Consider the following 19,077-nt stretch of genomic DNA (forward strand, 5'->3'; position numbering starts at 1 on the left):
TGCTTGCGACGCTTTATAGTCGATTCGATTTAAAAACGATACAGTGCTACTGGAATGCTACTGTAACAAACGTTTTACAGCCTCTGTCACGCTTGCGAACAGCACGCCAGAAAAATTTATACCAGTGGCACGTTGCTATAAACGACTCTTTTTTATTGTGGACTGGCTATATCCACACTCTTACCTGTTATATTCAGTGCTTTTTTCGGTGATAACACAGCGGCTCGTAAACCATGCTTCAATAATAACGGCCCTGACTTTTTTCTATTTCAGGGCTCTCTTTATAAATTTTTAGTAGTAGCGCTACCATAACCAAGCTTATTAGCATTGATGAGCCACCATAACTAAAAAATGGCATGGTGAGACCTTTGGTTGGTATCGCGCCCATATTCATCGCTGCATTAATGATAGTCTGCGCAATAAAGACAATGCCAATACCGAAAGCCGTATAACTCATACGCATCTGCCGACGCTTTAGCGCGTTGTAGCTGATACGCATAGCGCTACCAATGATTAGTGCTTCAAGCAGTAACACCATAGTTACTCCCACAAAGCCCAGCTCTTCACCCGTAATCGCTAATAAAAAATCCGTATGAGCCTCTGGTAGATGCGATAGCTTTTGGACACTTTCGCCATAACCAACACCCGTAAACTCCCCGCGACCAAAAGCAATTAAGCTGCGAGCCAGCTGATAATCCGTATCCTGAACGTCATCAAAGGGATCTAAAAACGACAACACACGTATCAATCGATACTGTACCAGCGTCACTGCTAGCACAGCTAGACCAACAACCAGCACGCCCAAGGCTAAAAACTGCTTATAAGGCGCGCCCGCTATATAGAACATAGCAAATACTGTTCCTACAATTACCACCAACGAGCCAAAGTCGGGCTGTAACAACAAGAACATCGTTATCATACCAACGACTAAAAAGATCCTTAAAAAACCGTCCCAGCCATTACGTACCTCAAAAGAGCGACGTACGACAAAGTCAGCAACGAATACAATCATGACCAGTTTGGCCAGTTCCGCCACCTGAAAATTAAGAAACCCTAGCTCTAGCCAGCGTTTGGAGCCGTTAATGGGGGTCCCAAGTAGGGTCAAAAACAGTAACCCGCCGGTAATTGCTAACAGTATAAACTGCGTTTCGGTTTTATATAAGGTTCGTAGGGGTAGCAAATAATAAGGAATGGCCGCCATACAGATGCCAAAAACCATATACATCAGCTGATGTTCAAAAAAGTACAGCTCGGTCATCCCGCGACTGAGCGCAAAAGGAATAGAAGCAGAAGCAACCATCAATAAACTAAGCACCAGCATACAGCCAACACTAGATAATAAGATGGCGCGTGCTGATGGCATGGAGAGAACACCATCTGAGCCAGTAGTTGGCTGCGACTTTTGAGAAGAACGAGAAAGAAAGGAGAGCGCCATAATTTTATATACACTGACAAACGAAAAACACGGCGTCTATTAAACGCCACCGTTTAAAAAATATAAGATAGATCTTACAAGATAGATAATAACAGAACGTGAGTTCGAGACAAATAGTGCTAGATAAATAAGTCTACACGCCATGACCCAACATTAAACTAAGCGGCTTAATAAACTACTAACAATCAGCAACTTAATACAAGGGTCATAAGCACCGCAAATAACACCTTATTAAGCACGTGCTCTTGCTTAGCCGCCCTGTCAATACGTAAGCATATCAGCAAGCTGGTTATGTAGCCGACTGGTTGCTTATTTATTGACAGTAGCAGTAATTTATAAGCAAAACAATCATTTATCAAGCAAACGTAATTTATCGAGCAAAAATTGCCATTTATAAATACTGCCACCTACTTGTTAACTCATGCCAGTATTCAGCCAACCGGAGCCGTATCTAATTGTGCTACTAACTGACTAAAATGTTCGCCACGGGCCGCATAACCGTCAAACTGATCAAAGCTGGCACATGCCGGCGACAATAAGACCGCTTGTACTTGTGACAAGCTACTTGCTGTCACTTGGTGGATAGTCGCAAAAGCGCCTTCCAGTGTCTTACATTGATGTAATGTCACCTCATCACTTAGTGAGGCGGCGCGTAGATGCTGCTCAATTTGCTGACTGTCCTCACCAATACAAAGTACCTGACTGACATACTGATTAATAAAAGGAGTTAGTTCACCAAATTTCTGGCCTTTGCCTTGTCCCCCTAAAATCAATAACAGCTTGCCATCTTTGGGAGCATATACTGCGCCTAGCCCTTCGATAGCTGCCATAGTTGAGCCGATGTTAGTGCCCTTGGAATCATTAAAATAGTCAATACCAGCCACCGTTGCCATATACTGGCAGCGATGCTCAAGTCCGGTGAATTGCTGTAGCGTAGTAAGCATGCTATCGAGCGGTAGACCAGCGAGCTCACCAAGCGCAAGAGCAGCTTGGGCATTGAGCAAATTATGCCGACCTTTAATCAGTAGTTTATCCGCCGATAATAGCCGATCAGTCCCTCGAGCCAGATGTATCTGCCCGTTAGGATCGGTAATTAAACCATAGTGACCTTTATCAGGAGCATGAATACCCACACTCAGCCTTGGCAAATTGTCTGCCACTAATGGTCGGGTCAGTGCATCTTCACGGTTAATGACCATGGACTTTGCACCTTGAAAGATACGATGCTTGGCTTGGTGGTAACCCAGCATATCGCCATGACGGTCTAAATGATCAGGCGACATATTAAGCACAGTGGCGACCTGCGCCCCTAAATTAGTCACTGTCTCTAACTGGAAGCTGGACAGCTCAAGTACGGCCAACTGCATGTTGGTATTAGCAAGGAGGTTGAGCGCTGGCACGCCAATATTACCACCAACACCGACATCTACCCCTGCATCAGCAGCCATTTGTCCAACCAAGGTGGTCACGGTACTTTTCGCATTAGAACCAGTGATAGCAACTATTGGCACCTCACAAGCGTCACAAAACAGCTGAATATCGCTAACTACAGGGATATTTGCCTGCCGTGCAGCAGCAACGGCCTCGATATCAAGAGAGATACCTGGGCTGATAATAATACGGGCTGCTTGTTGTAATAAATCAGCATCAATGGCGCCGAACTGCCTGATATCAACCGCTTCAGGTAATTTATCGGCCAATACCGGAGCTGACTGTGTGTCCGTGACTGCCACACGGTAGCCTTGTGCGGCTAGATAGCGCGCTACTGATAGCCCTGATTGTCCTAAGCCGACCACCACTTGTAGGCCACTGCCTTTATGGAGTAAGGTTTCTGTTGCGGCGAGGTTGGTCATATCTCTTCCTTATGTTGAACGAACAAAGCTACATCAAGCAAACGTGCGTTACGAGCAAAGTTAATGACTATGATGGAGAGCATCATAACGGTATCGTGCATGTTTCGATACTGCTTGTTTATCACTTTGTGCTATTATGCGCATGTTTTTGTATTGCATCGCTAATGCTACAACTTGTGCTTTGACAAGTATTTTTATTGGGTCTTCTTGCTTGATATTTTAGTTTAGCATGTTGTGACCTTTATCATGCTATTGTCACGCCTCTTCAGCGACGATTATCGTCATTACAGTATGGCAAGCATGGGCTTAATCCTGTTTTCGCTCCTATTATTTGACACTCATACCCTATCTTAGGTTTTTTCACCAAATTTTACTATTGGCGATACTGCAAGCAGTGCCTTTACTACCCAGTTTTTGAGTAGTTTTGACACTAAAGAAGCGCTGGACATCGCTCCTATTGACGTAAGCCAAGCCCACTTTTTGGATATCAGTGCGGTTAACACTCTAGACAAGTTAGTCATGCGCTTGCAACGTGAAGGGATTGATGTCAAAGTAGCTGGACTGGATAATGCCAGTCGTACGTTGATTGACCGCTTTTCTATCCATGATCGACGCGATATTGGCTTGTTAGATTAAATGGGACGGGCCGTTTACGTTATTGAATGAGCGTAGGCGTGCCTGCCGCCTTTCTCTTGCCCAAGCTTATCTTTTGCCCAAGTTTAACTATATTTTCATTATTGACATGAGGTGGTTGCCTTATGAGTAACTTAAAACCAGATAGTGTGATTGCTTGTTTAGACTGCCCTGACCATGTGCAAGCGGTATTGAATGCCAGTATGTGGGCATCGGTACGTCTACAAGCCCCTATCGGCCTGCTGCATTCGGTACCGAGCGTACAGCAAAAAGCAGCAGTCAACTATTCAGGCTGCCTAAACATCGATGATAAAAGCGCCTTACTGGATCAATTTACCAGTAAAGAGCATTTGAGTAACGGTGAGCTAAAAGCCCAAGGTAAGCTGCTACTTCATCAAGCCGCCACTTACTGTGAGCAACATCTGCATAAGCGCAAGACATACACTTTACATCGACACGAAAATCTTAGCGAAAGTATTGATTATGTCGATGATAAGGCGCAACTTATCGTTATTGGTCATCATGTCACTTGTAAAGCCAGTTTAGGCCAACTGATACGTTTAAGTCACTGCCCCATTTTGGTGACTCACGCACCATTTTTGCCCCCAACCACGGCTTTATTTGCTTTTGATAACTGTCCTACCTCACATAAATTACTCAATTGGCTCTGTAAAACGCCGCTCATTCGGACGTTAACTATTCATATCGTCATGATCGGTAAAGACAACTCTGAAAATTGCGATGCACTCCGCGAAGCTTATGCTCGCCTTAAACAAGCCGGTATTAAGGCTAAAAAAGCGTTACTAGACTGTCGCGATGTCAGTGCGGCCTTAAACTACTATCAAAATGAGCATGATATCGGTCTGTTAATGACCGGTGCATTTGGGCAATCACGTCTTCGTGAGCTGCTCCAAGGTAGCGACACTAAAAAGCTACTCGGTAGTACCAAGACCCCCTACTTACTCTTTCCTAAAGCTTAAGCTCAAAGTAAGCTTACACTAAATGCCAAGCAGCAACCGCTACCTAACTACCCATCCTACGCTCTATCTCCCTAATATTTTATCCAATCATCACCGTATAGCCTCCCCAAGAACTCTAAAAGTTGGTTATAATAAAGTTCTCTTTGCTCTAACGCTAAAGGTTGATGCATTTAACTTATATTGATAAATCTCATATTTATTATGACGATATAAGTACTCTATTTTGTCGTTACGGTGGTTATTTACGAGCGCCTAAGTCCAATCTTACTTGCCCCCTTGAGTAATCTTGGCACAGTTCTTGAATGACTTACTGTAAGCATAGTAGCGATACGATGCAGCAAGATGCACGTATCAACCTGCGGCATCACTCATATAAGGAAATTTTTTATGAAGCTAATCACTGCGATTTTAAAACCGTTCAAGCTCGACGATGTGCGCGAAGCGCTTTCTGACATTGGTGTCAAAGGTGTCACCGTCACGGAAGTAAAAGGTTTCGGTCGCCAGAAAGGCCATACCGAGCTGTATCGCGGCGCAGAATACGTGGTGGATTTTCTACCTAAAGTAAAAGTCGAAGTAGCCGTTATTGATGAGATGGTTGAGCCTGCTATCGAGGCTATCACCCGCATCGCCAGCACTGGCAAAATTGGTGACGGTAAAATATTTGTTACCGCTCTTGAGCAAGTCATTCGTATTCGTACGGGTGAAACGGGTCCTGACGCTATTTAATGGTGCAGACAGCCTTGATCACTTGTTGATCACTTAAAGTACGCCTAACTATCGGTCATACCGATATCTGCATTGTCAATTCAAGGGGGAATTTAAATGCAAAGCCAAATTTTTGAGCTCCAGTACGCACTCGATACGTTTTATTTTTTAATATGTGGGGCGCTGGTCATGTGGATGGCAGCCGGCTTCACTATGCTAGAGGCCGGATTGGTTCGATCAAAAAATACGGTCGAAATCTTGACTAAAAATATTGCACTGTTTGCAACCGCCAGTATCATGTACATGGTATGCGGCTATGCCATTATGTATGGTGGCGATCTGTTTTTGAGCGGGATTGCAGGCGGTGAGACACTAGTAGATGATGCCTTGGCAGCCTCGGCTGAAAATGGCTTCGGTGGCGATTCCGTCTACTCTGCAGCATCCGACTTTTTCTTCCAAGTGGTCTTTGTGGCAACCTGTATGTCAATCGTCTCAGGTGCCGTAGCTGAGCGTATGAAGCTGTGGTCTTTTTTACTATTTACAGTGGTTATGACTGGTGTCATCTATCCGCTAGAGGGCAGTTGGACTTGGGGCGGCAACGATGTTTTTGGGTTGTTTAACTTAGGTGACATGGGCTTCTCTGATTTTGCTGGCTCTGGTATCGTTCATATGGCAGGTGCCGCTGCGGCATTAGCAGGCGTATTGCTGCTAGGAGCGCGTCAAGGTAAGTATGGTCCTAATGGTGAGATACGTGCGATTCCTGGTGCTAATCTGCCACTGGCAGCGCTTGGTACGCTAATCTTATGGATGGGTTGGTTCGGCTTTAATGGCGGATCAGTTCTTAAACTGGGTGACATTGCCAGTGCCAACGCCGTTGCTATAGTGTTTTTGAATACCAATGCAGCAGCAGCAGGCGGTGCCGTTGGCGCCTTGTTACTCGCGCGTCTCATCTTCGGAAAAGCTGACTTAACGATGCTCTTAAATGGTGCATTAGCAGGTCTAGTTGCGATTACCGCAGAACCCTCAACCCCCTCTGCTCTACAAGCTACTATTTTCGGTATGATAGCGGGCGTGATTGTAGTGTTATCAATCCTCGCCTTAGATAAGATAAAAATTGATGATCCAGTTGGTGCGATTTCGGTTCATGGCGTGGTTGGTCTGTTTGGTCTACTGATTGTCCCAATTACCAACCCGGCATCTACCTTTATCGGTCAGATTGTTGGTGCTGCCACAATTTTTGCTTGGGTATTTATTGCCAGTTTAATCGTGTGGTCAATTATTAAAGTAGTTATTGGTCTGCGCATTTCTGAAGAAGATGAATACGAAGGCGGAGATATAGCAGAATGTGGTATGGAAGCTTACCCTGAGTTTACAAGATAGATTATTTGAGCCATTTAATGAATCTATAATGTAAAAAATCCCGCAAAACCTTTCGGTAATGCGGGATTTTTTTACTATTTTCTATCTAGAAAATTTCTCGATAAAAAATGTTTGTTACAACAATAACGTTAGCTTATTTCTTTTTCCAGGTCTGACTGCGCGAGAATGGACCGATATAACCTTTTAGGTCTAAAGTGTTGCCGCTCAAGTTCGCAGTCATACGATAGGTTTTATCTTTTGCAGGATCAGTGATAGTACCACCACTATATTTGCCACCACCGTCAGACTTAAGATTAGCAATAATAGTTCTACCAACATGCTTCTGACCTTTCGGTGAAACAGTGCTGATAAGCTTACCAGTTAATACACCATTATATTCTGTGATTTTAACCACACCTTTTGGCTGGCCATCATCAAAAGTCTGCCAAGTAGTATTGGCTAATGGATCAGCAGCAAACGCTAGACTTGCTAAGCTAATACCGGCAACTGCTAACGTAGTTTTTGTGAATAATTTCATAAATCGACTCCCTTCGTACAATGATTATTAAAAACGTTGTGTCCCTAAACTTATCCTTTGCTATAGGTTATGCAGTACTGAATTGATAACTTAAGCAACATAAGTAATGTCTTAACCCATTATAAGCAAATTTAGGGGTTTGACTAGTAATTTTTTTATAGTTTATTATTTCTATAAAAACAGAACTATATCAAATAGTTATAAGAACGGATTGTCTATATTTTTATCTGATCGGTCACTATTATCTTTTGACTCAAGCACTTTTTTACTATATTGACCATCGCTTGCAAAAGCTTGCAAAATTTTTCCCGTAAGCTCATGCAATTGCTGCGCTTGCTTATATCCTAAAGCATCAAATTGTAGATCAATATCACCATAGATGATGACCTTGTCTTTTTGATTTTCAACCACTAACTCACCAATTTGCATACTTTGATGGTTATTAGCAAAGGGTTCAATCATTGAGCTCTCCTGTTTATTAACAGTGTGGTGCTTTATTTTCTGATGCCCTATCAATTTTTAGTTGATAATGGATCAATATGAGGGTAGTTATGGGTTTAGTTAATAGCTATTAAGCTTGTAACTGTACCCTTAACCAATCAATAATAGCCCATAAAAATAGCATCCAAGTCGGCTCTTCATTAGGCGTTGCTGGTTGTTCTATATCATCGCCGGCTTGTAACGGTAATGCCATTGCCTGCGCTTTGGTCTGACGGTCAAGTATCGGCAGCACATCAATCCCCGTCTGTTCCGCTAACTCATCCACACTGATGACGTCTATGCGCTCCGACTCGTCGTTGGGGGCATAATACACGCCAGCTTGATTAATGGCAGGAATATAGACTGCCTTAAAAAAATGGCTAGGAACCAATACCTGACCGGCAAGCTGTGTGGTTTTTTTATTGGTAAACGCCACCCCAGTGACGGTATAGACCTCGCCATATTGCTGGGTTAAATAGCGAGTAGCGGACTCAATATTACGCCAAATATAACGGTTATTACGCGGTGACTGTGGCGCTATATTAGCCAGACTAAAGCTGTCGTATTGTTGGCTGCGATTGGCCATATCAGCATTGGGTGCTAGATGCCCACGGTCATAACCAGAGCCTGAATAATCAGATAATTTAGCTCGATCTGAATCTGGCAGTCGACTTTCTTCATGAAAACTGTCTTCGCGGTCGATTTCTCTGGCCTGTTGCAAGCGCTGGCGCGTCAAATACTCTGCTGACCATAGTGGTGTACGCGAAACAGCAGAATACATGACTGCAAAGCCGTCAAAGCACAACGACTGGGTATCTTTACTAAGCTTAATATTAGTAAATTCAGGATACACGCCACCATAAAATGACTCGCTACACTGGGTCAAATCATCAGCTTGTGCGGGTACTATACCTAGCATAATCATGATAGCTATGACTAACGTTATCATACTACTTTTAAGACTATCACAACCCATCACTCTACGTTTAATCATCATCTAATCATTTATGCCGGCTCATAACAATACGCTATCCTAGCAGGCGTCCGCAAATAAAGGAAGATAAGCCATCACGCTACTGAAAATTTTGAGCAAGACAAAGGGTTTTTACCAGTGACATTTTAAATCTTATCCGCTATACTAGGCCGTCTAAAATAATCAGGCAGCCGATTAGCATCTTCTGATGATATCGTATATAACTGTCTGCTGAACGTCAAAAACGGTGAAGTGGGTGAGTGGCTGAAACCGCACGCCTGGAAAGTGTGTATACGTTCATAGCGTATCGAGGGTTCGAATCCCTCCTTCATCGCCAATTTTGTCGGTTCTAGTTGAACTCTTGTTTTTCTATTCTGTTTTACCTTTGCCCCGAAACCCCTTATACACAACGCTTACCGCTTATTTGATTTGTCCTGAATTATCCTATCTAAACCAAACAGCTCTTTTCCTATTATAATTAATGCCGCTTTACTCCATTAAAATAGAGACTCTTATAGTTTTTATCTTTTTGACCTTTATTTTTGGTAGTTAATAAATATTCTTAAAAAACCTATCTATGCGATCCTACCTTCCATTGAGAACCTAAGAAAAAATAAAGAGTATGCTTCTCAATGGAACAACAGAGCTTTTCATCAAGTCGCTTAGTCACGCTTGGGCGGTACGGAATACGTGCCAACAACATGTGCGACCAAGTCGCTAGAGCCTTCTGAGTACAACGAAACCTCGCCTACGATTAGCGTGCGCCCTACTTTCATCAAGGTGCAGTCAGCAATAATACGTGCTTCTGCTGATGGTTTACGCAAAAAATTGATGGTAAGGCTCGTCGTCACTGTCAACGGTACAATGCCAATCTTACCGAGTATCGCTATATAGATTGCTACATCAGCAATGCTCATCAACACAGGGCCGGAAACCGTTCCACCAGGACGCAGCTCGTCTATACCTATATCATGCGATAAGGTCGACCCCTTATCACTTACTGCCTCAACCCTACATTTGGTTTGTGGAAACTCTAATGCCATAAAGGCAACTATCTCTTCTTTACTTGCAGACATATATACTCCTGGGGTCTAATTATACTTAATTGTTGACTACTTACTATTCTCATTGAGGCACATTGGGTTGTTTGAGCGTTGCGGACGCAGTAACAGAGCGAGCCCTATCGCTATTATGGCTCCAATGCCAGAAGCCATATAACTGATACTAAAATCTCCAGTAATCTCTGCAATATAACCTGCGGCGATTGGTCCTAAAGCCTGTCCACTTGAAAACGCGAAAGTCAACGCGGCAAGAGCACTCGCTGCAGCAGCTGGCCCAAAATAATCGCCTGCAGCAGCAGACATGATGACTGGAACACTCCAAACAACGGCACCAAATAAAGCGATTGAAAGATAAAGCCCTAACACCCAATCGCTTAGACTAACCAAAAAATAAGCAATGGCAAGAACAAAAAAGGCCAGTGCTAATCCAAGACGCCTGCCAATTCGATCTGAAATCCATCCAAATAGCATACCCGAAAAAGCACTAAGTAGCCCTATCCATGCCCAAAGTCTGCCCGCAGTAGTCTCGCTTAATTGATATGGCCCTACCATGCTAGTCACAATAAAAGTGACATACGTCATGTACGTTGCACCATAGATTGCAAAAATGACACCCAAATGTACCAGCAACTTGACATTGTCACGTTCTAGCTTTGTCTTGCGCTTTACAGGTGAATTTGGTGCATATCCAAAGGGTGTTGAGCTAATATCGTCTGGATGATTACGAATCAACGCAAAGCTTATGCCCGCAATAATAAAACTCAAAAATGCAAAAATCAGCCAGCCTGTTTGCCAAGATAGTAAATCAAAAACCGGCAATAGCTTAGGTACAATGAAGCCTGAGAAAATAATGCCAATACCAGGACCGGCCATCACTAAACCTAGCGCTAAACCGCGATGAGAGGGAAAAAACCAATGCGACATAACGCTCATCATAGGCAATACCACACCACCACTACCGATACCCGTCAATGTATAGAACAAACATAGTAATGGAAAGCTTGTGGTAAACGCCATACCAAGCATTGAGGTCGTAATAAGAAGCAGACTTACCGTTGTGGTAACCCGTGTACCAAGCCTAGGCAAGATGATAGGGCTCAAAACCACAGCGATTAAATAGCCTATCAAATTAGCAAACCCTAATAAACCACTTTGGCTGTAACTTAGCTCAAGAGATGCTGATATTGACGGTAATAACATGCCAAAAGCAAAACGTCCCAAACCCAGTCCACAGAACATGGCAGCCGCACCAGTGATTGCGACAATCCAAGCATAGTGTATCTTGCTAGCCTTTTGGACGCGCCGATTAGGCATCATAAGTCACTGTTAATTTGGTTGTCAGAGGGTTCAATAAGATTAACAAAGGCCGGCACGCTAAGTTTCGATAGAAATGTATGATAAAAAGCAGCTTCCATGTGCTTATTCCTTCTTATGCTAATCTTTTTAGCATTCCTTTAACTGTTATGGCAATAGCCTTACAATAGCTTCTACTCTCGATTGAGTCAATTTATATGTGCTGCCACTTCTTAATAGAGGCTTGCATACTGCTGATCATAACCTGTCTCCTTAGTCTCACTCATTCAAATAAAACTCTGCCATACCATCCAGCTTGGCTTTTACTGCTTTCCAATTCGGCATGACTTGAGTTAATAAACGCCAAAAGCGCTCGCTGTGATTGTGTTCCACAATATGACATAGCTCGTGCAATATAACGTAATCGATGCATTCTTTGGGTGCTTTGACCAAATGCGGGTTGAGTATTAGGTTGCCTTTAGTTGAGCAACTGCCCCACTGCTTTTTCATGGCCCTGATTCTAAATGATGGAACTCCTGTTACCCACGTCGCTTTGGGTAGCACAGCATTAAGCCGCTCGTTAAAGGTAGCTTTAGCCTTACCTTGATACCATTTATCAATAAGTGCTTTGACGTTAACGGCTCGTACGTCAGATGCTTGATCATTCAAAGCCTGCTGATCACTGACCTGCCCTAAAGTCACATTGAGCTTACCGCGACTCAGTTTTACACTGTTAGCTTTCACAGAATTAGCCTTGGTATCAGCCGCAATCTCAGAATTAGTAAGCACCTTTAAAACATAGCGGCGTCCCAAGTAAAACTGGGTTTCACCACTGATGTAACGCTTAGGTAAAACGTGGTCTTTTTGTTTGGCGAATGCTTGCAAGCTTTGCCAAATCCATCGAGCCCGTTTAAGCATAGCTTTATGGATCAGCTCATCTGTTGCATCATCAGGTGCGGTTGCTACCACACGTTGATCAGGATGAACTTTTATGAGTACTTTACGAGGCTGTGTCTTATTCACTTGGGCTTTGCTGCTTACTGGTTTGCGGATTATTTCGTAGTGAATCACCTCCGTACCGTAAGAAAACATTCCGCGCTCAGCTATTGAGGTGCAAGGCTTATTGTTCACAGATAGATTGCTCATTACTGATTACCCTCTTGTGCTTCTGGTCTCTCTTGAAAGACCAAGACGGGTGATCTTCAGCACTTCTTCTATGAGCTTTTGCGCATTATCGAGACCCAAATCAGTAAACAGCATCGGCAATAATTGCACACTGATGTCGTTTTCTATTTCTGCTGGGTTGATTGAGTACTCAGCTACCGCATTGTTCACTGCCTTATCAATAGCAAAGGCGTACTGCACCAGCTGCTCATCATCTAACGAGTTATCTAATGACTTATCCGCTAAGAAGTCCTGACCGAATAAGTGCTCAAACAAACCAAAATAAGCTTGAGCATGTTTATTTAGCTTGCCAGCAGCATCGATAAACTCGTTCGGTACGCCAGCAACCTTACGATCTTTTACTGCTTGCTCGAAATCAGCAAACATAATGTATTGCTTTACAGGGGCATCAAACATCGCTTTGGCATCCTCAATCGCTTGTTTCAGCAGCTTGGAGAAATACTCTTGCGCATAGGGGTCATCCGCCAAATCTTGCTCAATCATTTTGGTCACACGACCTGTAATCTTATCGGTTTGGTTACGCGCCTCATCATCGCTTATGTCTTGCGATTGGGCATTCTTGCCCTCTTTACCTAAGTTACCGACTAGGTAGACGCCTTTCGGCTCTCTAACCTCAATACCTGCAATATGCTTATCCAGTAAGCTGCGGATATCTTCTTCATACTCACCGTAATCAATAGTCTCATTGGCATCTTCACGTACCAGCTTGCGTAAGTTAACGAAGGCCTTTAGGTCACGCTTATACAGCTCGCGTTTGTTATCAAAGAATTTATCTTCAAAGAATGAAGCAGATTGTAAAGCGACCTTCATGGTATTAACAAACGTCGTCAGCGCTTCGTAAAAGTCGTCTCGGTCTTTGAGTTTGGTATCCACTAATTTGCCATCGACTTCCTGTACTTTAGGCGCAAGCGTTTGTCTTAGTGCCGCGACATCTTGTTTGTTGTTGACCCCTTTGAAGATTGCCCACAGCCCACTATGTAGCATCGGTAGCTTTTTATACTCGGTGTCCATACGGTTATATAAGCCTTTGAGATCGTCAACATCAAAGCCACCTTGCGTACGTTCAGCCAAGTCTTGGTATTTCTCAATAGTGATATCCAGCTCTTTTAAAATACCGCGATAATCAATCAGGTAACCAAATTGCTTGTTTTTATGCAAGCGGTTAACCCGAGCAATAGCTTGGATAAGGCTATGCTCTTTTAAAGGCTTGTCGATATACAGGACGGTATTTTTCGGCTCATCAAAACCGGTTAATAGTTTATCGACCACGATCATAATGTCAGGGGCATTGCCATTAACATTGTCATTAACATCGTCATTAATATTGTCCTGACTAAAGGCTTCTATAATGGCTTTGGTATAGGCTTTTTCATCGCCACCGTAGGTTGGTGCTACATTGGCTTGCCACCAGTTCTGCACGATGTCTTTGCTGTCTTGATCAACGGTATCATGGCCCTCACGAGTGTCTGGCGGTGACATGGCTACCACGGACGATACTTTACCTATCTTATCTAAAGCGATTTTATATCGGATGGCAGAAGCCTTAGAATCACAAGCCAATTGACCTTTTAGATGTTGCTGTTTGAAGTTTTGGAAGTGATCCGAGATATCATGAGCGATCAGCTCAATACGGCCTTCAGTCTGATATATCTGACCTTTTTGCGAGAACTTACGCTTTAAGTCGTTCTTTTGCTCGTCCGTTAACTTTTGGGTGATACGGTCAAACCAGCTATCAATCGCGGCATCATTGGTATTTAGCTCAGGCACACGCTCTTCGTATAGCAATGGGGTGACAGTTTTATCTTCAACCGCTTGCTGCATGGTATAAGAGTGAATAATACTACCAAATTTACCTTCGGTCTTATCATCTTTGAGCAAAGGCGTTCCGGTAAAGGCAATGAAGGCCGCTTTTGGCAATGCTTGTGCCATTCTAATATTGTTCTCACCGTTTTGACTGCGGTGACCTTCATCGACCATGACAATGATGTTTGGGCTGTCGTTATAACATTCATCGTACTTCACTGCTGAGCCAAATTTATTAATGATGGAGAAGACAACGCGCTCATTGCCATGACCGATTTGTTCCGCTAAGCGTCTGCCTGAAGTTGCCATCGCGTCTGACTTGTCTCTATCGCTGAGTACGCCACCAGAAGCAAAGGTTTGACTGAGCTGGGTTTCTAAGTCAACTCGATCCGTGACGATAATGACACGGCATTGCGCCAGCTCTTCTAACCAAATAAGGGCCTTGGATAAAAATACCATAGTGAATGATTTACCACTACCTGTGGTATGCCAGATCACGCCGCCTTCGCGAGCGCCTTTCTCGTCAAAGCTACTGATACGTTCAACCAGTGCTTTGATACCAAAGACTTGCTGATAACGGGCAACAATTTTGCCAGCCTTTTTATCAAACAAGGTAAACATGCGGGTCATTTCAAGCAGACGCTCAGGCTGCAATAAACTGACAATCAATCTATCTTGATCCGTGACCATCAAATCACCAGCATTAATCAGCGACAGGTATTCATTCTTAGCGGATACAGGACGATGATTAAATAAACGATCAAGTTGATTCTCACTAAGCTTCTGATTCTTTAGACGGACAAACTCAGCTTCAGGAATAATTTCTTCCGTCCATTTTGCCCAGAACTTCTCGGGCGTACCACAAGTACCGTATAAGCCATCATGACCGTTGACCGCTAGCAACAACTGGCTATAGGCGAATAGATGCGGAATTTGTTTTTGACCTTGGTTACGGATGTGCTGAGAGACGGCTTGGGTATTGGTCGATTGCCACTCTCTACTAGAGTCAGGGCGTTTGGCTTCGATGACGACTAACGGCAGACCATTCACAAAGCAGACGATATCAGGAATGACGTTGCCTGTACCTTCCGCATTCTGTACCACCAGCTCTTCAGTACAGTGAAAGGCGTTGTTCTCAATATACTCCCAGTCTATCAAATGGATAGTCGGTGAGGCTTTCTTGCCGTCGATAAACTCGGTGACACTCACACCATAGAGCATAGCGTCATAGAGCTTTTCATTGGCAATCTTTAACCCTAGGTTCATCGCTGGGTTTAGCTCTTGCATGACATTATCAATGGCAGAATTGGATAAATAATGCTCTTTGCCTGCAAACGGAAAAGTTTGCTTGGCTAAGAACTCACGCATGATCGGCAATAAAACGACTTGAGCAGTGGCTTTTTTATCAGTACTATTTTTATCGCCTATCAATTGATTGCTACGCATAGCGTTGCATTGGCTTGGCGGAATAAACTGATAGCCCAGTGTAGTAAGTAAGGTTAAGGCTGGAATTTTTGAGGCGAATTCTTCTTGGAAGTTTGGTGTTTTTATTATTTCAGACATTAAGCTATCCATTGGCTCAGGACGTTTATGGCAATTGGAGCAAAGGCTTCGAGTTTACCGTTTTTCGGTTTAGACAGATCATCAATAACCATCTTTATTAGGTCACTGTCGTCTACTACATCGTCGGGGTCAATGCCATCACCCAATAATAATGCTTGAATGAATTGTCTTCTTTGCTCTACCAAGGATTTATTATTATTACCTAAATTCAACACCCGAATAGTTTCTTGAGCTTCGCTAGTCATACCTTTAACTCTACCACTTAACTTAAATTCTAAGTCTGTTTCACATTCAGTATCGAAAGGCGTGAGCGGTAATGGCTGTGAACCATGTGCACTATCACATTGATTAGGCGTTATACAGCTTGCTACTATATTATCGAAATCGAGGCTTTTATTAGGAGCTATATCTCTAGCAACAACGTGCTCATTCATACAATCTTTAATTGTTCCAGAGATTGGCTTACAACAATAAGCACATAAATAAAACTGTTCTATTGCACAGGCAAAGCGGATATCATCTTTTTCAATGGTAGTTAAATCAATATAACTCTTGCCCTTATTATTGATTCTCTTTTTCCAAATTGCCAAACTTTGTGGCTCAAAGCCTATTTTTTTAGTTATTTTTCGCAATTTGCAGCTCCTTCTTACGAAGTAGCAACCTTGCTTTGGCAAGCTCCATATTACCTGATGGTAGCTCTGCTTCTAACGTTTCTAAAAGCGTTTTAGCGGCGCTTATGTCAGCGTCATGAATTGCATCTAACAAGTCACTTAGTTGATCATTAATATCAGGGTTACGAATGTTGGTGTCCATCGCTTCTAGCAATACCGTGTTCACGTCTTCACCGTATAAAGGTGGTAATGCGTCAATCTCACCATTACTTAACAGATAAACTAAAATATCTTTTTGATCGCTAATAACTAAAGGAGAATGGGTGCTTAGAATAATTTGGCAATTGGGGAAGGTGTCGGTAAATCGCTGTACGAGATTGCGTTGCCAGCTTGGGTGTAAGTGCATATCGACTTCATCTATCAAGATAATGCCATCTCCATGTAAAGGATTTTCTAGCGTAGGGTTCATCATGGCTAATCGTCTGGCGATGTCACCTACCAATGCCATCAGTGACTTCTCACCTTGCGAGAGTTGCATGACATTTAGCGATTTACCGTCTTTATCAACTGCCATATGTAGCCGAGGTTTGCGCTGCACTCTAATATTGCTAAGGTTGGGCATAAAAGCGCTGATAGCGACTCTAACTGCGTTTAGTTGTTTGTCTTGGTGTTTATATTTCGAACTTTTGAGATTTTCTATTTTATCTAATACATCTTGGACATTCATTCCAATACTTTCTACACCATTACCTTTTACAACCTCTATATTATCCTGCTCTCTTTTATAACTATCATCAGCATAGTCTTTAAGCATTACCTTCATTTTATCAAAGACACTTAGGTCTTTATCAAAGAACAGCTCCACTCTCCTACTTTGCTCCTCATTCTCGATATCTTCACGCTCACGAAACCATTCAAAAAAGCGTCGGAAGTCAACGCCTTGATTCAAGGCGCTCTCGTAGCCTTCTATTTGGCTAAAACTGTGTTTGCCCATAATTTTTAAGGGAATATCAAGTACTGAGCGTTCAACTGGATAGTACGCGATCAGGGGCAGACTAGCATTTGCATCATCTGTTAGTAATTGACGATAGTTGTCAGCAAGCTTGGTTAATTCACTAAGACTACTAGGCTTGTCGCTTTTACGCCCTTTTCGTGCTTTAACGAGCGTCCATTGATACGATGAAAGCGCTGCTTCACTAACGGTTTGAATATCGTCAGACAAGTGCAAAGTAATACTGGCGGCTGGTGCATTATCAATAATAGCCAGCTCATCGATGGCAGTACCGCTGCCCTTCTCACTGCGCATACGAGCAACAAACCAACTTAGTGAAGTGGCTAATGCTTCTAATATTGAAGTCTTACCTGCACCATTATTGCCGATAAATACGGTGACGTTTGAGCGGTTATCTTCAGTCGGGGCAAAGTCCACTTCAAGGTTCTCAAAGCGCCCTAGGTTATGGAGCGTTAACTTTTCTATTTCCATTTTTATGTCCAAGATTTGCGCTTTGCATCTGTAGGATTTATCGATAAAAGGTTAAGCAATATTGAGTCAGTATAGCAGTCAGTTGTCAACAATCGCTATAGGTAGCTGTATTTTGCCTAGCACTGTCATAAAAAAGGCAAAGAAAAACCGCCAAGGTTACGCGTTACCCAAAGGGCACTAAGCGTGGCGGTTATGTTAAATTCAGTGTACGAGGTGTTGGCGCTTGTGTCAATATCTACGATTTTTGTCGAATAAATCTCGTCCATGATGATATCTTTTAATAAAGTGGAAAATTAGCTCAAAGGTGGCTTAAAGATAGCTTCTTAAATGGTTAAAGTTGATAGCCTCTATCCCATGACCGGCTGCAAAGCCATATAAATCAAGATCAGCAGTTAATAGTACGCATTTATCCAAATGGCATATATCGAATAAGGCGGCATCGGACAAGCCCAGTTTAATAAAGGCAGGACTTATTATACCAAACCCATAATATATAGTATAATTCAGCTATGACTATACCAACATATACCCTAAAAGATCATGACTTTGGCAAACTCTCGAAGACCGAGAGTAACCCCAGAGCTCGCCAACGTCTCCTTATTCTATATCAATATAGCATAGGCAAAGCCACTAACGACATTGCCAAAGACCTCTACATACACCCTGAAACTGCCAGACGGACCAAGAAACGTTATCTTCAACGTGGACTTGACAGTATCTATGACCGTCCTCGCCGAGGTCGGCACAGCAAACTGGCGGAAGCCGACATAGAGGCCTTCAAAGCCATGATCGTATCTGAGCAAGAAAAGCGAGCTGGCGGTCGTCTAACCGGTCAAGACATCCAACAGATAGCCAAAGAACACTATAACGCTCACTATACCGTTAACGGTATTTACGAGATGTTAAAGCGTATCGGTATGAGCTGGATAAGTGCTCGTAGTCAGCACCCAAAAGCAGATGAAGAAGTACAAGAAACTTTTAAAAAAACTTTATAACCCGTGTCAAAGAGGTATTACCTGAAGGTATTGACTGTCAACAAGTCGATATCTGGTTTCAAGATGAAACTCGCATAGGACAACAAGGATCACTGACTCGAGTCTGGCATTACCGCGGGCAACGCGG

16 protein-coding genes and 1 tRNA gene are annotated in these 19,077 nt (G+C 43.1%); 6 read left to right on the forward strand and 11 right to left on the reverse strand.

What is annotated here, in order from left to right; genetic code table 11:
* Positions 1 to 238 precede the first annotated feature (238 nt).
* Positions 239 to 1,435 (reverse strand): putative lipid II flippase FtsW, encoded by a 1,197-nt coding sequence (gene ftsW / locus JMX97_RS04355; protein ID WP_201555710.1) that lies wholly within the window; start codon positions 1,433 to 1,435, stop codon positions 239 to 241.
* A gap of 431 nt (positions 1,436 to 1,866) precedes the next feature.
* Positions 1,867 to 3,288, reverse strand: coding sequence for a UDP-N-acetylmuramoyl-L-alanine--D-glutamate ligase (gene murD, locus JMX97_RS04360; protein WP_201555711.1), 1,422 nt, complete (start codon positions 3,286 to 3,288; stop codon positions 1,867 to 1,869).
* A 375-nt stretch (positions 3,289 to 3,663) separates the two neighbouring features.
* Between murD and JMX97_RS04365 the strand changes: the two genes are divergently transcribed.
* The 4 genes from JMX97_RS04365 to JMX97_RS04380 all read left to right on the forward strand — a co-directional run bounded on the left by JMX97_RS04365 (position 3,664) and on the right by JMX97_RS04380 (position 6,986).
* Positions 3,664 to 3,924, forward strand: coding sequence for an STAS domain-containing protein (locus JMX97_RS04365; RefSeq protein WP_413786391.1), 261 nt, complete (start codon positions 3,664 to 3,666; stop codon positions 3,922 to 3,924).
* Positions 3,925 to 4,046: 122 nt separating this feature from the next.
* On the forward strand, positions 4,047 to 4,901 hold the full coding sequence (locus tag JMX97_RS04370) for a universal stress protein (protein WP_201555712.1): 855 nt from the start codon (positions 4,047 to 4,049) through the stop codon (positions 4,899 to 4,901).
* A 387-nt stretch (positions 4,902 to 5,288) separates the two neighbouring features.
* Complete coding sequence (locus tag JMX97_RS04375) at positions 5,289 to 5,627, forward strand: P-II family nitrogen regulator (protein WP_010197981.1); 339 nt, start codon at positions 5,289 to 5,291, stop codon at positions 5,625 to 5,627.
* A 96-nt stretch (positions 5,628 to 5,723) separates the two neighbouring features.
* Complete coding sequence (locus tag JMX97_RS04380; protein WP_201555713.1) at positions 5,724 to 6,986, forward strand: ammonium transporter; 1,263 nt, start codon at positions 5,724 to 5,726, stop codon at positions 6,984 to 6,986.
* A gap of 133 nt (positions 6,987 to 7,119) precedes the next feature.
* Here the strand turns inward: JMX97_RS04380 and JMX97_RS04385 are convergent, their stop codons facing one another.
* From JMX97_RS04385 to JMX97_RS04395, 3 genes are all read right to left on the reverse strand, one after another.
* Complete coding sequence (locus tag JMX97_RS04385; RefSeq protein WP_201555714.1) at positions 7,120 to 7,503, reverse strand: DUF2147 domain-containing protein; 384 nt, start codon at positions 7,501 to 7,503, stop codon at positions 7,120 to 7,122.
* A gap of 198 nt (positions 7,504 to 7,701) precedes the next feature.
* On the reverse strand, positions 7,702 to 7,965 hold the full coding sequence (locus JMX97_RS04390; RefSeq protein WP_201555715.1) for a hypothetical protein: 264 nt from the start codon (positions 7,963 to 7,965) through the stop codon (positions 7,702 to 7,704).
* Positions 7,966 to 8,074: 109 nt separating this feature from the next.
* Entirely contained in the window at positions 8,075 to 8,977 is a 903-nt protein-coding gene (locus tag JMX97_RS04395) for a DNA/RNA non-specific endonuclease (protein ID WP_227671445.1), read from the reverse strand.
* A 225-nt stretch (positions 8,978 to 9,202) separates the two neighbouring features.
* Here JMX97_RS04395 and JMX97_RS04400 point away from each other — a divergent pair.
* Positions 9,203 to 9,293 (forward strand) — tRNA-Ser (locus JMX97_RS04400).
* A 325-nt stretch (positions 9,294 to 9,618) separates the two neighbouring features.
* Here the strand turns inward: JMX97_RS04400 and JMX97_RS04405 are convergent.
* The 6 genes from JMX97_RS04405 to JMX97_RS04430 form a co-directional block, all read right to left on the reverse strand.
* On the reverse strand, positions 9,619 to 10,032 hold the full coding sequence (locus tag JMX97_RS04405) for a PaaI family thioesterase (RefSeq protein WP_201555717.1): 414 nt from the start codon (positions 10,030 to 10,032) through the stop codon (positions 9,619 to 9,621).
* 36 nt (positions 10,033 to 10,068) lie between these two features.
* Positions 10,069 to 11,334 (reverse strand): YbfB/YjiJ family MFS transporter, encoded by a 1,266-nt coding sequence (locus JMX97_RS04410; RefSeq protein ID WP_201555718.1) that lies wholly within the window; start codon positions 11,332 to 11,334, stop codon positions 10,069 to 10,071.
* Between the two features lie 255 nt (positions 11,335 to 11,589).
* Entirely contained in the window at positions 11,590 to 12,456 is an 867-nt protein-coding gene (locus tag JMX97_RS04415; protein ID WP_227671444.1) for a M48 family metallopeptidase, read from the reverse strand.
* A 6-nt stretch (positions 12,457 to 12,462) separates the two neighbouring features.
* On the reverse strand, positions 12,463 to 15,861 hold the full coding sequence (locus tag JMX97_RS04420) for a type I restriction endonuclease subunit R (protein ID WP_201555719.1): 3,399 nt from the start codon (positions 15,859 to 15,861) through the stop codon (positions 12,463 to 12,465).
* A complete protein-coding gene (locus JMX97_RS04425; RefSeq protein ID WP_227671443.1) occupies positions 15,861 to 16,493 on the reverse strand; it encodes a TIGR02646 family protein in 633 nt (210 codons plus the stop codon). Before JMX97_RS04425 ends, JMX97_RS04420 begins: the two co-directional genes overlap by 1 nt.
* Positions 16,477 to 17,955 carry an AAA family ATPase gene (locus JMX97_RS04430; protein ID WP_201555720.1) on the reverse strand — a complete coding sequence of 493 codons (1,479 nt, stop codon included), beginning with the start codon at positions 17,953 to 17,955 and terminating at the stop codon, positions 16,477 to 16,479. Before JMX97_RS04430 ends, JMX97_RS04425 begins: the two co-directional genes overlap by 17 nt.
* Before the next feature lie 509 nt (positions 17,956 to 18,464).
* Here JMX97_RS04430 and JMX97_RS04435 point away from each other — a divergent pair.
* Positions 18,465 to 18,950 carry a winged helix-turn-helix domain-containing protein gene (locus JMX97_RS04435; protein WP_201555721.1) on the forward strand — a complete coding sequence of 162 codons (486 nt, stop codon included), beginning with the start codon at positions 18,465 to 18,467 and terminating at the stop codon, positions 18,948 to 18,950.
* The last annotated feature ends 127 nt before the right edge of the window (positions 18,951 to 19,077 follow it).

Origin of the sequence: Psychrobacter sp. 72-O-c (genome assembly GCF_904846605.1) — a bacterium.
Taxonomy (GTDB): domain Bacteria; phylum Pseudomonadota; class Gammaproteobacteria; order Pseudomonadales; family Moraxellaceae; genus Psychrobacter.

Bases quoted from the DNA above. Each gene is read 5' to 3' on its own strand.
- ftsW (WP_201555710.1), bottom strand. From the start codon at position 1,435: ATGGCGCTCTCCTTTCTTTCTCGTTCTTCTCAAAAGTCGCAGCCAACT.
- murD (WP_201555711.1), bottom strand. From the start codon at position 3,288: ATGACCAACCTCGCCGCAACAGAAACCTTACTCCATAAAGGCAGTGGC.
- JMX97_RS04370 (WP_201555712.1), top strand. From the start codon at position 4,047: ATGAGTAACTTAAAACCAGATAGTGTGATTGCTTGTTTAGACTGCCCT.
- JMX97_RS04375 (WP_010197981.1), top strand. From the start codon at position 5,289: ATGAAGCTAATCACTGCGATTTTAAAACCGTTCAAGCTCGACGATGTG.
- JMX97_RS04380 (WP_201555713.1), top strand. From the start codon at position 5,724: ATGCAAAGCCAAATTTTTGAGCTCCAGTACGCACTCGATACGTTTTAT.
- JMX97_RS04385 (WP_201555714.1), bottom strand. From the start codon at position 7,503: ATGAAATTATTCACAAAAACTACGTTAGCAGTTGCCGGTATTAGCTTA.
- JMX97_RS04390 (WP_201555715.1), bottom strand. From the start codon at position 7,965: ATGATTGAACCCTTTGCTAATAACCATCAAAGTATGCAAATTGGTGAG.
- JMX97_RS04395 (WP_227671445.1), bottom strand. From the start codon at position 8,977: ATGATTAAACGTAGAGTGATGGGTTGTGATAGTCTTAAAAGTAGTATG.
- JMX97_RS04405 (WP_201555717.1), bottom strand. From the start codon at position 10,032: ATGTCTGCAAGTAAAGAAGAGATAGTTGCCTTTATGGCATTAGAGTTT.
- JMX97_RS04410 (WP_201555718.1), bottom strand. From the start codon at position 11,334: ATGATGCCTAATCGGCGCGTCCAAAAGGCTAGCAAGATACACTATGCT.
- JMX97_RS04415 (WP_227671444.1), bottom strand. From the start codon at position 12,456: ATGAGCAATCTATCTGTGAACAATAAGCCTTGCACCTCAATAGCTGAG.
- JMX97_RS04420 (WP_201555719.1), bottom strand. From the start codon at position 15,861: ATGTCTGAAATAATAAAAACACCAAACTTCCAAGAAGAATTCGCCTCA.
- JMX97_RS04430 (WP_201555720.1), bottom strand. From the start codon at position 17,955: ATGGAAATAGAAAAGTTAACGCTCCATAACCTAGGGCGCTTTGAGAAC.
- JMX97_RS04435 (WP_201555721.1), top strand. From the start codon at position 18,465: ATGACTATACCAACATATACCCTAAAAGATCATGACTTTGGCAAACTC.